This window comes from uncultured Campylobacter sp., from assembly GCF_938031315.1.
GTDB lineage: Bacteria > Campylobacterota > Campylobacteria > Campylobacterales > Campylobacteraceae > Campylobacter_B.
Map to the genome: position 1 here is coordinate 1 of NZ_CALHHT010000445.1, position 16,609 is coordinate 16,609.

At 44.8% G+C, this 16,609-nt stretch carries 22 protein-coding genes; 15 read left to right on the forward strand and 7 right to left on the reverse strand.

Annotation, left to right across the window (positions count from 1 at the left end):
* The 7 genes from Q0236_RS11100 to Q0236_RS11130 all read right to left on the reverse strand — a co-directional run.
* Positions 1-2,063 (reverse strand): NADH-quinone oxidoreductase subunit G (locus tag Q0236_RS11100; RefSeq protein ID WP_297917915.1); only part of this gene is annotated, 2,063 nt, incomplete at its 3' end.
* A gap of 1 nt (position 2,064) precedes the next feature.
* Positions 2,065-2,772 (reverse strand): hypothetical protein, encoded by a 708-nt coding sequence (locus Q0236_RS11105; protein ID WP_297917918.1) that lies wholly within the window; start codon positions 2,770-2,772, stop codon positions 2,065-2,067.
* On the reverse strand, positions 2,769-2,999 hold the full coding sequence (locus tag Q0236_RS11110; RefSeq protein ID WP_177386790.1) for an NADH-ubiquinone oxidoreductase subunit E family protein: 231 nt from the start codon (positions 2,997-2,999) through the stop codon (positions 2,769-2,771). Before Q0236_RS11110 ends, Q0236_RS11105 begins: the two co-directional genes overlap by 4 nt.
* Positions 2,996-4,222, reverse strand: a complete 1,227-nt coding sequence (gene nuoD / locus Q0236_RS11115; protein ID WP_297917920.1) for an NADH dehydrogenase (quinone) subunit D — start codon at positions 4,220-4,222, stop codon at positions 2,996-2,998. Before nuoD ends, Q0236_RS11110 begins: the two co-directional genes overlap by 4 nt.
* Positions 4,222-5,010: an NADH-quinone oxidoreductase subunit C gene (locus Q0236_RS11120; RefSeq protein WP_297917923.1), complete on the reverse strand. Its 789-nt coding sequence runs from the start codon at positions 5,008-5,010 to the stop codon at positions 4,222-4,224. Before Q0236_RS11120 ends, nuoD begins: the two co-directional genes overlap by 1 nt.
* The gene (locus Q0236_RS11125; RefSeq protein ID WP_005869772.1) at positions 5,010-5,519 is read right to left on the reverse strand and encodes an NADH-quinone oxidoreductase subunit B family protein; all 510 of its coding nucleotides are present in this window, start codon (positions 5,517-5,519) and stop codon (positions 5,010-5,012) included. The genes Q0236_RS11120 and Q0236_RS11125 overlap by 1 nt, the downstream gene beginning before the upstream one ends.
* Positions 5,501-5,890, reverse strand: a complete 390-nt coding sequence (locus tag Q0236_RS11130) for an NAD(P)H-quinone oxidoreductase subunit 3 (protein ID WP_005869774.1) — start codon at positions 5,888-5,890, stop codon at positions 5,501-5,503. Before Q0236_RS11130 ends, Q0236_RS11125 begins: the two co-directional genes overlap by 19 nt.
* A gap of 174 nt (positions 5,891-6,064) precedes the next feature.
* Between Q0236_RS11130 and Q0236_RS11135 the strand changes: the two genes are divergently transcribed.
* From Q0236_RS11135 to Q0236_RS11205, 15 genes are all read left to right on the forward strand, one after another.
* Positions 6,065-7,627 (forward strand): inorganic phosphate transporter, encoded by a 1,563-nt coding sequence (locus Q0236_RS11135; RefSeq protein ID WP_297917926.1) that lies wholly within the window; start codon positions 6,065-6,067, stop codon positions 7,625-7,627.
* Positions 7,628-7,848: 221 nt separating this feature from the next.
* The gene (locus tag Q0236_RS11140; RefSeq protein WP_297917929.1) at positions 7,849-8,607 is read left to right on the forward strand and encodes an AzlC family ABC transporter permease; all 759 of its coding nucleotides are present in this window, start codon (positions 7,849-7,851) and stop codon (positions 8,605-8,607) included.
* On the forward strand, positions 8,607-8,954 hold the full coding sequence (locus tag Q0236_RS11145; protein WP_297917931.1) for an AzlD domain-containing protein: 348 nt from the start codon (positions 8,607-8,609) through the stop codon (positions 8,952-8,954). The genes Q0236_RS11140 and Q0236_RS11145 overlap by 1 nt, the downstream gene beginning before the upstream one ends.
* A 69-nt stretch (positions 8,955-9,023) precedes the next feature.
* On the forward strand, positions 9,024-10,376 hold the full coding sequence (locus tag Q0236_RS11150; RefSeq protein ID WP_297917936.1) for a coproporphyrinogen III oxidase family protein: 1,353 nt from the start codon (positions 9,024-9,026) through the stop codon (positions 10,374-10,376).
* 114 nt (positions 10,377-10,490) lie between these two features.
* Positions 10,491-10,844, forward strand: coding sequence for a hypothetical protein (locus Q0236_RS11155; protein WP_297917940.1), 354 nt, complete (start codon positions 10,491-10,493; stop codon positions 10,842-10,844).
* 90 nt (positions 10,845-10,934) lie between these two features.
* Complete coding sequence (locus Q0236_RS11160; RefSeq protein ID WP_297917943.1) at positions 10,935-11,210, forward strand: Imm53 family immunity protein; 276 nt, start codon at positions 10,935-10,937, stop codon at positions 11,208-11,210.
* 29 nt (positions 11,211-11,239) lie between these two features.
* Positions 11,240-11,776, forward strand: a complete 537-nt coding sequence (locus Q0236_RS11165) for a hypothetical protein (RefSeq protein WP_297917948.1) — start codon at positions 11,240-11,242, stop codon at positions 11,774-11,776.
* Positions 11,777-11,857: 81 nt separating this feature from the next.
* A complete protein-coding gene (locus tag Q0236_RS11170; protein ID WP_297917951.1) occupies positions 11,858-12,475 on the forward strand; it encodes a hypothetical protein in 618 nt (205 codons plus the stop codon).
* 70 nt (positions 12,476-12,545) lie between these two features.
* Positions 12,546-13,343, forward strand: coding sequence for an Imm45 family immunity protein (imm45, locus tag Q0236_RS11175; RefSeq protein WP_297917954.1), 798 nt, complete (start codon positions 12,546-12,548; stop codon positions 13,341-13,343).
* Positions 13,344-13,407: 64 nt separating this feature from the next.
* Complete coding sequence (locus Q0236_RS11180) at positions 13,408-13,884, forward strand: hypothetical protein (protein WP_297917957.1); 477 nt, start codon at positions 13,408-13,410, stop codon at positions 13,882-13,884.
* Positions 13,885-13,918: 34 nt separating this feature from the next.
* The gene (locus Q0236_RS11185; protein ID WP_297917960.1) at positions 13,919-14,395 is read left to right on the forward strand and encodes a hypothetical protein; all 477 of its coding nucleotides are present in this window, start codon (positions 13,919-13,921) and stop codon (positions 14,393-14,395) included.
* A 248-nt stretch (positions 14,396-14,643) separates the two neighbouring features.
* Positions 14,644-15,069 carry a hypothetical protein gene (locus tag Q0236_RS11190; RefSeq protein WP_297917962.1) on the forward strand — a complete coding sequence of 142 codons (426 nt, stop codon included), beginning with the start codon at positions 14,644-14,646 and terminating at the stop codon, positions 15,067-15,069.
* A 19-nt stretch (positions 15,070-15,088) separates the two neighbouring features.
* On the forward strand, positions 15,089-15,325 hold the full coding sequence (locus Q0236_RS11195) for a hypothetical protein (protein ID WP_297917965.1): 237 nt from the start codon (positions 15,089-15,091) through the stop codon (positions 15,323-15,325).
* A 165-nt stretch (positions 15,326-15,490) separates the two neighbouring features.
* Positions 15,491-15,751, forward strand: coding sequence for a hypothetical protein (locus Q0236_RS11200; protein WP_297917968.1), 261 nt, complete (start codon positions 15,491-15,493; stop codon positions 15,749-15,751).
* Positions 15,752-16,029: 278 nt separating this feature from the next.
* A complete protein-coding gene (locus Q0236_RS11205) occupies positions 16,030-16,398 on the forward strand; it encodes a hypothetical protein (RefSeq protein ID WP_297917971.1) in 369 nt (122 codons plus the stop codon).
* Positions 16,399-16,609 lie beyond the last annotated feature (211 nt).

Genomic DNA, 16,609 nt, shown 5'->3' on the forward strand with positions numbered 1-16,609 from the left:
TTTTCTAAATCATCAAATTTAACCTGCTCAAAATCCGCGCCCAAGTTTGACGTATAGCTGATTGCGTATTCCGCGCAAACTCCCAGCGCACAGGCGATGTCGTTTAGCTCGTATCCGCCGTAATCAAGCGCCGCATTGGTGGGCACCACGCGCTTGTCATAGTTCGTAAACGTGCCCTCCTGCTGCACCAAGCTAGGCGCGTCCAGATCCGCTTCCAGCACGCCGAAACTAATATCGCCCGCTTCATTGTAGCCTATCGTCTCGCCCGCGCTCGTTTGCGCACTAAGCTCACAGATGAGCGCGACGCCCAGGCTGTTCGTACGCGGCGGCACCACTAGCACTTTTAGCGGCGTGTAGCGCTGCACCAAGCCCGCTAGACGCGCAAGCATGGCGCTATTTGGCGTGCGGATAAAATCCTCGCCGATGATAAGCGAAAAATGCTCCTTTTTAGCCAAAATTTCATCTATTTTTTGCTCGTCCAGACCCAGCGCGCGGGCAAAATTTGAAATTTTACTTTCCGCAGGATTTTCGGAATTCTGCGCGGAATTTTTTGCGGAATTTTCGGCACCGCTCACACTCGCAACATTCCCAGAGCCATTTGCCTCCGCAGAATTCTCAAGATTTTGCGAATCTGCGGGTTTCTCGTCTAAATTTTCCTCCGCCGCGGCGCGCGAAATTTCAAATTCCGCCACGAGTTTTGCATCCAGCCACTCAGGTAGATCGCGCCCGAACTTTTGCAAGATCCAAAGCAGGATCTGTGCCTCCAAGCCCGCGGCGTGCGGCTGATGGATGAAATTTTTACTAAAGCCCTTAATACCCTCGTCGCAAAACGGATGAAAATAGATCCCGCTTGCCTTATTTATCTTACAGGCGCTGTTTACCGCATAGCCCAGATTTGGCGCGTCGCTACGTAAAAACGTGCCGCAGACGACTATAAAATCGCTGTTTTTAATCGTCTGTGAATCCGCATTATAAAATTTCGTGCCGCTAAGCTTTGAAAATTCGCGCAGGAATTTTTGATACGCAAGCGCTTCATCGTTAATCAGAGCGAGCTTAAATTTTTGCCGCAAAAGCTCTAAAATCCGCGCTTCTTCGTTGGTGATGAAGCTATTAAATTTAATATTTTTAATCTCGCCGTCCTCGATGCCGCGCACGATGCGGTCAAAAACCGCTTCGTTTTTGCTCGCCCGCTCGTTTGAGAAATCCCAGCCGAAGCGCGCTCCTGCATGCAGAACGCTAAAATTTATGTCGCTGCTAACGCGATAAATTCTTTCACGCGCGTCGCCTATGCCGCGGCGCTTGACCTCGTAATAAAGCAGTTCGCAGTCGCTACTGTGCGGATTGGAAGCGGGGATTTGACGCAGCTCCCAGGCGTTTGAAACGTATTTAAACGCGCGCTCTACCAGAGCCCCCGTCGGGCAGACCGCCGCGCTCTCGCCGTAGTTTACGCAATCATCATTTTCATTTACCCGCGCGATTAGGCTTTTTTGCAGCTTGTTCCACACGGCGTAGGCATCTTTTGGCATCGCGTCCTTTTGCTCCTTACTCGGCGCGTCTCCGCCGCGCGGAACGAGCTTAAAAGCATCTACGCCCAAGCGGTCTTTTGCGGCGGTAATACAGCGCTCGCAGACGATACAAAGGCTAGGATCGTAGCTTAGATACCCCCAATCCTGCACCTCGCGCGCCGTATCGCGGATAGCGTAGCTTTGGGTATTTGTGCGCATCAGATGAGCTAAATTTTGAAGCTCGCACTCGCCGCTTTGATCGCAAACCCCGCACGCCATCGGATGGTTGATACAATAAACCTGCGTGATCGCCTCGCGCTCGGCGTCGATCTCGGGGCTGCGGCTGTAGATGACCATGCCGTCTTTGGCTTTGGCGTTGCAGCTATAGACACGCTTGCCGTCCGCTTCGACCATACAAAGCCTGCATGCGAGCGTCGGCGTACTGCCGCTTAGATAACAAAGCGCAGGGATAAAAACGCCGCAGCGACGCGCGACCTGCAAGATGTACTCGCCCTCGTCGCACTCGCAAGCTTTACCGTCGATCGTGATCTTTGCCATTTTAAACCTTAGAAATTTCTGCGAGTTCGAAATTATAACCGCCAAAGCCCTGCCCGCGCGAGCCTAAAAGCGCGATCGTGCCCTTTAGCTCCTCATCCAAAATAAATTCTTTTTCTAAATTTAGGTGCGGCGTCTTTATGCGGACGCGATCGCCACCCTTGATCTTAGCGACCATGCAAAAATACCTTCCGCCGATGAGCCGCTCGTCCGCATCGTGTTTGAAAACCACGGCGCCGTCGAAATTCTCAGGCTCTTTTAGAGGGCTTAAATTTGCCCGCTCTTGCGCGCCAAAATCAGCTCGCTCGCCGCGTAAGCTTAAAATTTTAACCCCGAACTTCGCCGCTATGAGAGATAGAAAGGCTTTGATATTTTCGGCGTCGGGATGGGTTTTAATAAGCGCATCGTCGATCAAAAGCGCGTCGCAGCCTCCCCGTAAAAACTCCGCGATCTGCTCGATCTCCTCCTCGCCCACGCTGCTTTCGCCGCTTAGATACTCCAGATCCAGATCCGCAAAATATTTCTCGTCGCAAAAACTAGCGCAGATTAGCGCCAGCACGAAGCTTTGCGCGCCGATCTCGCATTTTATCAGCTCGCCCGGAAGATGCGGATCTTGCAGCGGCGATACGCTTAAAATTTCAGCGCTCTTAAAATCTTCTGCGAGCGCGGGATTTTGCAAGCTAAGCAGCGACGCGAAATTTAAAATTTTCATCCTCTCCCCTTTTTGGCGACGACCATCCAATCGACTTGGTTATAGCGGATCGAGCTTAAAAGCGTGGAATTTAGCCCCTCCACCAGATCGGCGCTCTTTTGAACCGCGCTGAAATCGCCCATCTCAAACATAAAGATCATCGTCTCGCCGCGAGCGGAATTTTTTAAAATTTCGCCCATGCGGTTTAAAAATTTATCGCCCAGATGCCTCAAATCGTAGCGTTTCATCGATCCACCTCGCCTAAAATGATATTCGTGCTGCCGATGATCGCCGCGGCGTCGGCAAGATACTGCCCGGGTAAAATTTCTTCATAGACCGCGCAGTGCCAAAAGCTCGGCGTGCGGATCTTAAGGCGGTACGGGCGGCTTTCGCCCATCGAGCGGATATAAAATCCAAGCTCGCCCTTAGGGCTCTCGCTCGCGGCGTAAATTTCGCCCACAGGCGGGCGCAAGCCCTGCGTAACCAGCACGAAATGCTGCATCAGCGAGTAGTTTTGCGTCATGATCTGCTCTTTGCTAGGATTTACGTAAGCGGGATCGATCGCTAAAATTTGCGGATCGCTTAGCGGATAGTGTTTCGCGCACTGGCGCAAAATTTTAAGGCTCTCGCGCATCTCCGCCATATAGCATTTATAACGTGCGTAGCAGTCGCCCTCGCTCGCATACGGCACGTCAAAATCAAGCTCGTCGTAGATGAGATAGGGCTCCTCTTTGCGGATATCCCAAGCATGCCCGCTAGCGCGGAGCGTCACTCCGCTACAGCCGCAGCTAAGAGCGTCTTCGTGCGAGATCACGCCCACGCCTTCGGTTCGCATCAGCCAAATTCTATTGGTATCGAGTAGATCTTCAAGCTCTTTAATGTCGCTCGGGAATTCGTCGCAAAATTTCAACATCTCCTCTATCCAGCCGTTAGGCAGGTCCAAAAATACGCCGCCGATTTTGATATTATTGTGCGTAAGGCGCGCGCCGCAGTATTTTTCTATGAGATCAAGTATGTATTCGCGCGAGCGAAAGCAGTAGAGAAATACCGTCATCGCGCCGATATCAAGCGCGTGCGTACCCAAAAACAGAAGGTGCGAGCTGATACGATTAAGCTCCAGCAAAATCGTACGGATGATCTGCGCGCGGCGCGGCACTTCGATGCCGCAGAGCTTCTCGACCGAGGCGCAAAAGCCGTAGTTGTTCGAGCCTGATGCGATGTAATCGATGCGATCCGTTACGGGGACGAATTCTGCGTAGATCATATTTTCTGCCATCTTTTCGATGCCTCGGTGCATATAGCCCACGCCCGGACGCGCACGCACGATACGCTCGCCGTCAAGCTCCAGCACTAGCTTTAGCTGGCCGTGCGCGCTTGGGTGCTGCGGACCGAAATTTAAGATCATATTCGCGCCCTCGCGCTCGTACTCGATGTTTTCGAAAAACGGTCTTAGCTTGCTTGGATTTTGCATTATTTTCTCTTTGTGATGATCTTGTAAATTCCGCGTTTAACGCGTTTTACGAAACGCACGCCGCCCTCTTCTTGATATTCTTGTAAAATTTTTTCTTGCGGCCGCGGCTCGCCGTAACCGCCCTCGTGATAGAGCCGCGCGAAGTTAAAGGTATCTTTTTCGTTCACGAATGCGGAATTTCGGTTCTCTTCGCCGATCCGTTCGCGTGCGCCAACCCCAAAAATTTTATCCACCTCGTACCACTTCGCAAACTCGTCTCCTTGCAGCGGATAGGATTTCAAAAGCGGGTGTCCGAGCCAATCATCGGGCATTATTAGGCGCGCTAAGTTCGGATGGGCCTCTATCCAAACGCCCATCATATCGTATAGCTCGCGCTCCGCCCAGTTCGCGCTTTTGTAGATGCCCGCAGCGCTTTGCAAAAAGCTCTCGTTCGGCACGAAGCACTTTAGCCGCGCGCGGCGCGCTCTTTTGATATCCAAAAGCTGATAAAAAACCTCGATGCCGCCGCGAGCCTCGGTAAAATCTACGCCGCTTAGCTCGCACAAAATTTCATATCCCGCGCTCTTAAGCGCGCGCAGCGCCGCTAAATTTTGCGCAGGCTCCACGTAGAGTACGAGAGTGTTAAATTCCACGTATGAGTTTAAAATTTGGACGCCTTCAAGCGCGTCCAGATCGTCTTTGAAGTCGCTCTCGTTTGCGCTGGATTTAGGTGTTTCCTCGGGGATAAAAAATCTGTCTTTGTAGTAATTTTTTTTACTCTGATCGCCTTTGGGATTAAATTTTCTCATCAGATCAGCCTTTTTGCCTTTTGCGCGCGGCGCGGGGTTTGGGTGCGGATCTTTTTTTGCAGCACCATCATCGCAAACTGTAGCGTCTCGGGGCGCGGCGCGCATCCAGGCAGATAGATATCAACTGGCACTATGCGGTCGCAGCCCTGTACCGTCGCGTAGGTATTAAACATCCCTCCGGTATTGGCGCAGCTGCCCATGCTGATGACCCATTTGGGCTCGGGCATCGCGTCGTATAGGCGGCGCGTAAACTCGGCGTGCTTTTTGCTAAGCGTGCCTGCGATTATCATCACATCTGATTGCTTAGCGCTTGCGCGAAATATCGTGCCGAAGCGGTCAAAGTCAAATCTGCCCGCGCCCGCCGCCATCATCTCGATCGCACAGCAAGCAAGCCCGTACGTCATCGCCCACAAAGAGTTGCTCCTGCCCCACGCAATTAGCTTATCGACGGTGGTAAGAACTACGGGAAGCCCGTTTTCGCGCGCGTAGTTTATCTTATGCTCTGCCAATTTAGCGCTCCTTTTTTCCAGGCGTAGATGAAACCGATGCCTAATAATACGATGAAAAACGCCATCTCTACAAGCCCGAACACGCCTAAAATTTTAAAATTTACCGCCCACGGAAACATAAAGATAATCTCGACGTCAAAAAGTATGAAAAGCACGGCTATTAAAAAAAAGTGGGAGTTCATTCGGTTGGGCTGTTTGACGGCCTCGGGACCGCTTTCGTAAATTTCGCCCTTTAGCCGCTCGTCGCGCCTGTCTGCCAAACGCGAGCCTACCAAAGAGGATAGTTTAACGATGAGCGAAAAGACGCAAAAGGCTAGGATTAGCATTACGAATATTCCGAAATACGGGCTTTGCAGCGGAATTCTAGACATTTTTCGCCTCGGTTTTAAAATTTAATGTGGATTGTAACGAAGTATTGATTTAATAAAGCTTAGCGCGCGCCACTAAATTCGCTTTTAAAAGTAAAATTTAATATACCTCCCTCGTGCGATTTAGTGGGGATTAAGGCGCGTGTGGTAAAATTTCGCGGATTTTAAGGGAGAGCTATGAAATCTAGCAAGATAAGTCTCATTTTCTACGGCATATTCTGCGGCGTAACAATCTATTTTCTTATCTGGGGATTCGGTTTTATAGGAAGCGGCGATAAAATGCTATTTTTAGTTTCGGTATTTTTGGGCATCTTTATGGCCTTTAATATCGGCGGAAACGACGTGGCAAATTCCTTCGGCACCAGCGTCGGAAGCGGCACTCTTAGCATCGCACAAGCCCTTTGTATCGCAGCGGTATTTGAAGCAAGCGGCGCGGTAATCGCAGGCGGAGAAGTAACCTCGACGATCCGCAGCGGCATAATCGATCTTAGCAAAATGGACGTGCATCCGAGAGACTTTATCTACGTAATGATGAGCGCGCTTTTTGCGGCGGGGGCATGGCTGCTTTTTGCCAGCAGAAAGGGCTTGCCCGTATCTACTACTCATGCGATCATCGGCGGCATCGTGGGCTCGGGGCTTACGCTAGGCGCCCTGCTTAATACCGCAGAGACTTCCGCATTGTGGCTCGTGCAGTGGGATAAGATCGGCAAAATAGCGATTTCTTGGGTGCTCTCGCCGATTTTAGGCGGCGTGATCTCCTTTGGAATTTTCTGGCTAATTAAGCATTACATTTTGGATTACAACCGCTACGCTCAAATAAAGATCGACCGCATAAAGCGCGAAAAAAAATCTCTCCGCAAATTGCATAAAAAGACCTTCGAGACTCTGGACGACATCCAAAAGATCGCCTATGCAGAGGCGCTAAATCACGATATTTACGCGATGCGCGATCCCGATTTTGATCCAAGCGAGCTGGATAGCGAGTATTATAAAAAGGTGATTGAGCTTGACGCGAAAAAAGAGAAGCTAAAATCCCACAAAGCTTTGGAATTCGGCATCCCTGCCGTAGCCGGTATCGGAGCCTTTGTGATCTCGGCGATGCTGATATTTAAGGGGCTGCATAATCTAAATTTCGGGCTTACGAATTTTTACAACTACCTCATCATCGGTATGTCGACGCTAATTACCTGGCTTTTGATGTTTATTTTCGCAAAAACTCTGCGCCGCTCGGATCTGAATAAATCAACCTTTTTGATGTTTAGCTGGCTTCAGGTGCTCACCGCTAGCGGCTTTGCCTTTTCGCACGGCAGCAACGACATCGCAAACGCCGTGGGTCCGTTTGCCGCCATCATCGATACGATGGCTACGAATAGTATCAATCCCTCCACTCCCGTGCCGCAGCAGATTATGATAATGTTCGCAGTAGCCCTCATAGCGGGGCTTTGGTTCATCGGCAAAGAGGTAATCGCCACCGTAGGCACCAATCTCACCAAAATTCACCCAGCCTCCGGCTTTAGCGCCGAGCTCGCAAGCGCCGTCGTCGTCATGGCGGCATCGGTGCTGGGGCTGCCGATCTCCTCGACCCACGTGCTAATCGGCGCGATTTTGGGAATCGGCTTGGTAAATCACAGCACAAACTGGTCGCTGATGAAGCCGATCGGGCTAGCGTGGATCATCACCCTACCCGTCTCGGCGCTGCTTTCGGCGTTTGCATTCGTGCTTTTGCGCCACGTATTTTAGGCTAAATTTAAAAATCCGCTCCCCGGAATTTTAAAATTTCGCAAAATTCTACGCAGGCTAAATTTTAAAATTTTACGGCGCCGAAGCGAGTAAATTTTACAGCTCTTCTTGCGGCGCATCACCGCATAAAACTCGCTAGCGGCGACACAGATCTCGCCCGCACGCCTTTGAAAATTTAATAAAATTTTAGCTAAAATCGCGCTTTTAAATTTAGGAAAGCTATGAGTAAATTTGAAATTTTTAGATCCACCCTCGCCGTGATGATGGGCTACGTGCCGCTGGGGCTGGCGTTTGGTATCTACGGCATCAGCCAAGACCTGCCCGTATGGGCGCTCGCGCTAACATCGCTGCTGATCTACGCAGGCAGCGTGGAGTTCGTGCTGATCGCCTTCATCGTAACTCACGCCTCGCTCGTAGATACCTTCGTCGTGGCGTTTTTGCTAAATTTTCGCCATTTTTTCTATACGATGTCGCTACTGGACGAGCTGCGCTTCGTACGTCATAAAATTTACGCCGTGTATGCCCTTACCGACGAAACCTTTGCGCTGCTAAAAGCGCGCGCGTTTTTGCGCCCCGAGGAGCTTAGCAGCGAGCGACCCGTAACGCCGCAAAGGCTAGCGGAGCTTGATCTGCTCTATAATCTAACCGCGGTTTTAAATCAATCCTACTGGGTTGCGGGCGTCGTTACGGGGGCTGTTTTGGGGGCAAGCTTAAAGCTTGATTTTAGCGGGGTCGAGTTTAGCCTTACGGCGCTTTTTGCGATGCTAACCTATGAGGTTTTTAAAGCAAATCCGCAATACAAAGTGCTATTGCTAGGATTTGCCTGCGCATTTGCGGGGCTTTTTATCTTTCCTGCAAAATACTTTTTATTCGGCACCCTGATTTTCGGCATTGCGGTACTGCTGCTCTTTCGTAAATACTTCGAGCGACCTTCGCGCGCGGGACGCAGGCTGCGAAAATTCTTAAAAAGGGGTAGGTAGTGGAAATTTTGCCCTATATCTTTCTGGCCTCGCTCGCTACGATTTTGACGCGATTTTTGCCGCTGCTGCTTTTTAAGAAAAAGACCGCGAGTCCAAGCTTATCGTATCTGCAGAAAAACTCGGGTCTTCTGATAATGGTCGTTTTGACGATTTACGCGTTTAAGACGATGTTGCCTAGCTTTTCGGGCGGGCGAGCTTTTAGCGCGGACGCGCTGCAAACAGCGGCGCTGCTATTTTGCCTAATTATGGCGTTTGTTGTGCATGCTAAATTTCGTAATTCCCTCGTTACGATAGCGCTTCCTACGCTAATGTATATGGCGGCGCTGCGCTTTTTATTAAATTATTGATAAATTTATAAGTTAGTTTTCGATAAACTTCAAAAATTAATTTTTAAGTTTAAAAAAGGTTAAAGTTTTATGAATTTTATCAGTCAAATGGTGCATAGCTTCGCCAAAAAATACGCCGCCGACACCATGCAAAAATCCCTCTACAACTCCCTTAGAATCGACATCACGCAGGAAAATATCGCCAAAATTCCAAACACAGATAAAAAATATATGCTCTACATGCACGTGCCCTTCTGCCACACGTTTTGCCCGTACTGCTCCTTTCACAAATACGCCTACGAGCGCGGCGCGTGTAAGGCGTATTTCAGCGCGCTACGCACCGAGATGCAGCGCACGAAAGACGCAGGCTACGACTTTGAGACGCTTTATGTAGGCGGCGGCACGACGCTTATCGACGAGGAGGAGCTAGCGCGCACGCTGGAGCTTGCCAAGTCGCTTTTTAGCATTAAAGAGGTTTCGTGCGAGAGCGACCCTAACCACATCGAGCCTGAGAGCTTGCTGCGATTTCGCGGGCTCATAGACCGCCTAAGCGTGGGGGTTCAGAGCTTTGATGACGATATTTTACGCAAAGCTTCGCGCTACGACAAATTCGGCTCGGGCGAAATTTTACAAGAAAAGCTATCCCGAGCGGTCGGAATTTTGCCGATTTTAAGCCTAGATCTGATCTTTAACTTTCCGTTTCAAACTCGCGAAATTTTACTTCGCGACATCGAAGCGGCAAAAGCGGTGAAGCCCGAACAGATCACGCTGTATCCGCTGATGAAATCGCCTTTGATGCGCGATCAAATAGCGCGAAGTCTCGGCGTTAGCAACATAGACCGCGAAGAGGAGTTTTACTCTATCATCTGCAAGGAATTTGCAAGCTGGCACCGCAGCAACGCATGGGCCTTTGCTCGCGAAAAATCAAATATGAGCGACGAGTATGTAGGCACAAACCACGAATACGTAGGCATCGGAAGCGGCGCTTTTAGTTTCTTAGGAGGCAGGCTGCTCGTAAATGCGTTTAACCTCGAAGAGTACGCAAGCAGGGTGCGCAAAAACGAAAGCACCGTAATCGCCACTTGCGATTTTAGCAGATCCGAGCGCGCGAAATATCTGTTTTTGACCGAGCTTTTCAACGGCGAGATCGACATCGCTAAATTTAACGCCGCAAACGATCTAAACCTGCGCCGCGAACTGGGCAGAGAGCTTAGCCTGCTAAGGCTTGCAGGAGCCGTGCGGATCGAGGGCGAGATTATCCGCACGACGGAATTCGGCGCGTATCTGTGCCTTGTTTTGATGAAGGAATTTTACACCGGCATGGACAAGGTGCGCGCAGCGTTTCGCGACGATGCCAAGATCAAGCGCGCAAAACAGCTCATCATCATGGACGAAAGCGAATCCGCCGCAGCTGGCGCGGCAAAAAGCGAGATAGCGTCGTAAATTTTGCGCCAGACCGCTACTAGCGCTTGAGCACACCCGCGACTTGAGCGCAAATATCGTCTGGCATTTAAAACACAAACGAATTTTTGATTTCAAAATTTAGGAAGCGCCGCAATGAAACGCAGAATGATCAAGCTATTCATTTTATTTCTGTTTTTTGTCCTTGTATTTGAGCTCGTCGGCAATCTTTTTAATTTCGGTCGCTTTCCGTTTCATAAAAGCTGCGAGGCGTTTATGATGATAAACCGCTATGATAGTGGGTATCCAAACGATAAGTGCATAATGCAGCTTATGGATCAGGGCAATAAAAGAGATCTTTCGCTATATTACTATAAAACTAAATTTAATCTTGAGGAGCCCTTGTCCGAACTGGATGAAAAAGCTATAAAATTTTTAAATAGACCGGGGTGGAAGATAATCGACATAAAGGAAGATGGCGTGGAAAAGAAATTTCTAATAAGCGATTAAATTTAAATAGCAAAGAAGCCTTGCTTCAATTGCAATATCAAAGCCTAACAAATTGAGAATTTTAAAATTTATGAAATTAAAGGAGGAGCGATGAATAATCTAAAGCTTATACAAAACTGGTATGCTTCCAAATGCGACGGAGAATGGGAGCATGAATATGGCCTTACGCTAGAAACGGTCGATAATCCCGGTTGGTTGATTAAAATCGATGGCGAGAGCGGGAAAAAGCCGATCAAAATAAATATCGATAGAGATGACGAGGATTGGTTTTTCATCAATGCCACGGAAAACGAACTCAAAGGAAGTTGCGGAGCTGAAAATTTAGAGGAATTATTGGAGCATGTGGTAAAATGGCTAACGGATTAAAATTTAGCAAGACAAATAAAGGAGCTTAGATGATCGAAGTAGAGATAAAAAACGAATCTTGCAAAAAGACCGAAGTTACGCTTGCAAATATCGAAATTGTTAAGGACGCCGTAAAGGAATTCGCCTATAAAAGCTTTAAGGACAGTTATCTGTTTTTTGATATTTACGGCGAGATAGATAGGGACTTTCGCGTGCTTGGAGCAATCGGCGAAGGAGATGAAAACAATATCCGAAAAATAGATCTTAAAAAATATGAAAAAAGCTCCGTAGGCGCCACCGACATATCGCAAGATATAGAGGGCGCGAAATTCTGCACCTATTTCAAGCTGGATCAAAGTAAAATTTTAAAGCAAATATTATATTATATAGCCTATGAAAGATTTGAAGGCGGCTATTACGCAAAGGGTAAATTTATAGGCAAAAACAGAGACGATCTTATTTTTATCGGTATCTGCGGCGATGTAAAAAATTGCGCCGAAATAAAGAGCGTCGATTTAGATGAAATAATAAAAAGTATGCCCAAGCTCTCGGAATCAAATAATTTTTATATTAACGAGTTTATATGAGATCAATCAAACGGATCGATGAGGTAAATTCTATCGGTAACCGATTAAATTTAGAAAGGAGATACTATGAAATTTAAAATTTTGAAACCGAATGAACTATACGGCTGGGTTTTTAACAAAGATGAAGAACTTTATAAGGCTTTAGGATTTGATTGCTGGATGGATTCGTTTGTTCGCATATTAGCTAAAATTCCGGGTGCCAGGAAAAAAGATATTTTGGATTACCTTGAATATGAAATCTTTGATTGGTACGAATGGTTTGAACTATATGGGATTATCCGAAGCGACTATATGCTAGCGGACGAAGATAACCCTGAAATTTCAGCCTATCCGACATATGCGGGAGAGTATTTCGGGGTAATGGGCCAACTATTTTTAGGGGGTATGATAGACTTCGGCATAGAGCGCGGAAATTTAAGAAAGAAATGGGCTGACTTCGATACGAATTTATCCAAGATCGATCTAGGTATGTCGCTTTATGAAAAGTGGATATATTTCAGGGATAATTTCTTTTTTGGATATAAATTTTTAGAGGAGGACAAAATAACTCCCCAAGCAGAGATAACTTGGAAAGACCCTAACACATGGAGCAGATATAGCCATTGGATATGTATGACAAAGGCGGGCAAAGAGTATCGTGATAAAATTTTAAAGCCGAGGCTTTATGAAAAGTATAAAGATGTGAGTATAGAGGTGTAATTTAGCGATTACAAATAACGAAAAATTTATTATGAACATGTTTAATCTAGCAAGCAAAAAAGGACTTTAAATGACCATCTTACCAATATCAACCTTCGACAATGACTTACAAAGAGGCGATATTATAAAATTTAACGACGATGAGCTTATGGTCTGCGATGAGCGATGTTTCTGGACAGAAAATCCTTGTCTTTTAAATTTAAAAGATAACAGATACTTTGAGCTTCCTAGCGAGATGCTATCAAGCAAAGCGGGATTTGTCGTGGACAAGGAGCAATTGATTCGTAATTTAGCAAATTTCGGCATCAATGCGAGCCCCCAGGAGGTATTTATATGCTCCGATAATTACCTTAGTAGCGATGAACTGAAAGATTACAAAGAAGACTGCGACGAAACAATCCCCGGTTTCAGACTGATAAAACCTAGGGATAAATTCGGACGCAATAGGCGCATAAAGACAAATTTGATAGAAAAGCTTAGTATTCCTCTCTTGAAATTTCGCGGAAAGATCAAGGTCGGAGATATTATCGAATGTAGAAAATCCAGCTATCCATATGAGAAAAATGTAAGCTTTATCGTAGTAAAAGCAAAAGACGATGATGGGGTAAATTTTATAAAATTGATCGTAATTAGCGGCTACAAGGCAGGCTTATGGGTTCTGCCGTTTTTGTTTAAAACAGATAAAAATATGATAGAAGCAGACTGGCTAATTAAAAATTGGAAATATATTTTTTATAGGTGCTGTGATATAAGGCACACTTATGTAAATTTACAAAACCGAAAAGAGGTTTTAAATTTTACCGATAAGCAGTTGGAAAATTTTATAAAAATAAAGCGAAAGAGATTAAAATTTAAATGGAAAAAGTAGATAAGGATTTTAAAGCGAGCTTGTATAGTACCACGCAGCAAAAGGGCTTTGAAAGGTGGCGGCAATGATAAAAAGCATTATAGATCCAACTAATTTCGATATAGAATTTAGAAAAATAAGCAGAAATAAAAGAGGCGTAGCCAGATCAAGAATAGATTTTGAAAATATCGATGTCGAGGCTAAAATTAGATTAATTATGTTTCTAATTTCAAAAGCAAGCCACTTAGATAGCATAGTTTATAGAATTCTTTTTTGGGAAAGAGATGAGAAAATAGAGGAGTATCTTCTTAAAAATATGAAGGGGCAATACACAAAAGCTAAGCCTTATAAAAACGGCGCCAGAGCGGGCGTTATCTTTATAAAAGAAAAGGCGCTTGAGCCAAATTTTTTGAGATCCATACTGCTGCGCCATTTTAATTTTGAGCTGGCAAAAGAGCCCTCTTTGAACATTAGAGTTCAGTTAGCCGTAAACAATAAAGAGAAATTTTCGATTTTATTTGATATATACGATGACCGAGGCTGCTATGTGTATTACTTTTAAAATTTTATAATGAAAATATTTAAGGAAGGAAGATATGGCAATTTGGCAATGTGAGTTTTTTATTCTACCTAAAAGCGATACATACGATCTGCAATACGACCGGCAATATGGCAATATAAAGCTCTTTGAAGACGATAAATATTGGAAAAAAGCAAAGATCAAAAAAGAGATATTTTCTGAAATTTCGCGCCTATTAAAGCCTGAAAAATCTTGGTCTAACGAAATAGATCTATATGGAAGCGAAAACGGCAATCGCTTAGAGGTGTTTTTTGATGCTAATAATATAATAGAGTCCGTTACGTTTCGTATCGATTTTAGATCCGAGTATGAAGCCGTATTAAGGGGCATAATATCATTGTGTGAGAAAAATGGCTTTTGCATTATAGACGGTAATTTAAATAATTTAAAATTATCCTTTAATGCTATAAAAGAGGCAATCAACAAATCCAAAAACAAAGAATTTTTTACAGAACTTGTTAGAAATAGTATAATAGGCGATAAAGACGAGTAGCCCATCATAGAAGCCGTAGATGATTTCAAATTTAAGGATGATTTTAAATGATTGTAAAATGTATAAAAGAGGATAGGCATGAGTATCTGGGATTAAACAGAACCTATTTTGTTCATGGTATCCAATATGAAGAGGGACGGATTTATTATTGCATATTACCGTTTGAAGACGATATAGATTACAATCGATTTAATAGCAAATATTTTCAAGTAATCGATGAGACGGTGCCTACAAATTGGAAATTTGGGATGCATAGGGGATTTTTTGAATGTTTTACCGCATCTTACGAAGAGCTCGTAGCAGACGCGGATCATTATGGAAAGCTTATTGACGGAGACCCAATAGAAGAGGAAATTTTTAGGAAGAGAAGAGCCGAGATGATCGATGACGTATATAATACCCATATCATCAAAGATTTTAACCGTTTCATATATGATCTAAGCCCTAACCTATCGGTACAGATGAATATTGCAAATAAAGTATTGGATATAGAGATATCGGACGCAAACGCTGAGGCCAAACATCGCAAAATGAATATTTTAAAGGATGACGGATATAGCTGGTATTTGATAGAATCAGACGCAAGCACCTTTAAAGCCAATGCTACTAATGATTATTTAAGACCCGTATTAAAGTATCTTAAATTGTGGCTAGGCAGAAAGAATTTTAGATAATCGGGCAGAAAGATTTAATATGGCGAGCGCGACCGATAAAGAAATTTTTATAAAAATTTTGAATGAAGATATCGATGTATGGCGCCCGGTAAAGGCTGCTCAAATCGCGCAATATATTTTTAAAATTACCGATACGACGAAATTTGAATCCGAACTGGATGAAATTTTAGAATTCAAATACGGTGATATCGTTAAGTGTAAGGAAAAAGACGGCGATTTCTATGCTTTTGAGCTGTACGAAAAAAGCGCCTTATGATAGGGAAGTGCATAAAATGATAAATTATAAAAATATCGGTTCTATTTACGAGCTTGACTCTTTATCGAAAAGCAGCTCGGATATATATTTGCTTATCGGATCGCACTTTATGGATAAGATAGATATCTTTAGTAATATCGCAACGGATTTTCTTATAGGCGTAAAGTGTGGATATTCTTCTACGCAGAGAAAGCGTCGCAATTAGAAGATATCTTTGATAGTTTTATAGAGCGGCACGATTTATTGGATATAGTTACATTGTCATACGGAATCGATGAAAAAACAGAGCTTATAAATCTATTTTTATCTAAGATAACTCCAACAACTATGGGCGTATCAATATTGGATGAGAAAAATGCCGTTGAAAACGAGCTATTGCATGAAATTCTAAAAGGCGTAAATGATAAAAATAGCGATAAAATTTAAAATAAGGTAAAATATGCATCAAAATGAAGAGTTATATTATTTAAAGAAGGAGAGATAAGGCATGGCAATAAGGTAAGTATAGAGCATAAAGGAAATGTAATAGCCCGCGTCATAAAAGAAGGTGGCGCCCTGTCGGTGGGTTTGTTAAATTTTGGATTTGAATTAAAAGACTGCGTAGAGCTCGAAAATTTCGTATGGGCTTTACAAAATTCTAGGAAACTGCTAGATAGCGCGGTCGGCTGAGTATCGCGGTGAAAACATATATAAAGGATAATAAAATGACCGATTATTTCGTAAGAAAAGAAAGCGCGATAAAATTAAATAAGCTTTTGGGGTTAGATTCGACTGGAAATGAGCAGGATTGGGAGCTAGAATTAGCAGATATCGGCAAAATTACGTCAATGTTAAATTTGCTAGAAGACAAGACATTAAATTTCCACGATAAGATTGCTCTGTCGCATTTAATTGTCGCTTCGTTTGAGGAAGAGAATGAAGAGCTAGGCGCGGTAGACAAAGATAGGATTAAAATATTTGCCGACTTTCTGGACGATAACTTACAAATCAAAAATATCATACGAGAATATTGGATAGTTGCGTATGGGAATTTGAGTAGAAATTTAGCCTATTTGATATTTGAGGATAAATAAAGGTATTAAATTGTGAAATTCTGAATAACAAACGATTAATGCATACGAGCAAGCACTAGCGGATAGTTTTGCGCACGGCTCGTTCATAAACAGTTCCAAGATTCCAAGCCAAAAAATAATTTACAAACGAATGACAGATAATACAGGTCAAGTCCTAGCGACCAAGCAAAGGGCGGAGGGAATGGGTTTAAATTTAATTAAGTTTGCTCCA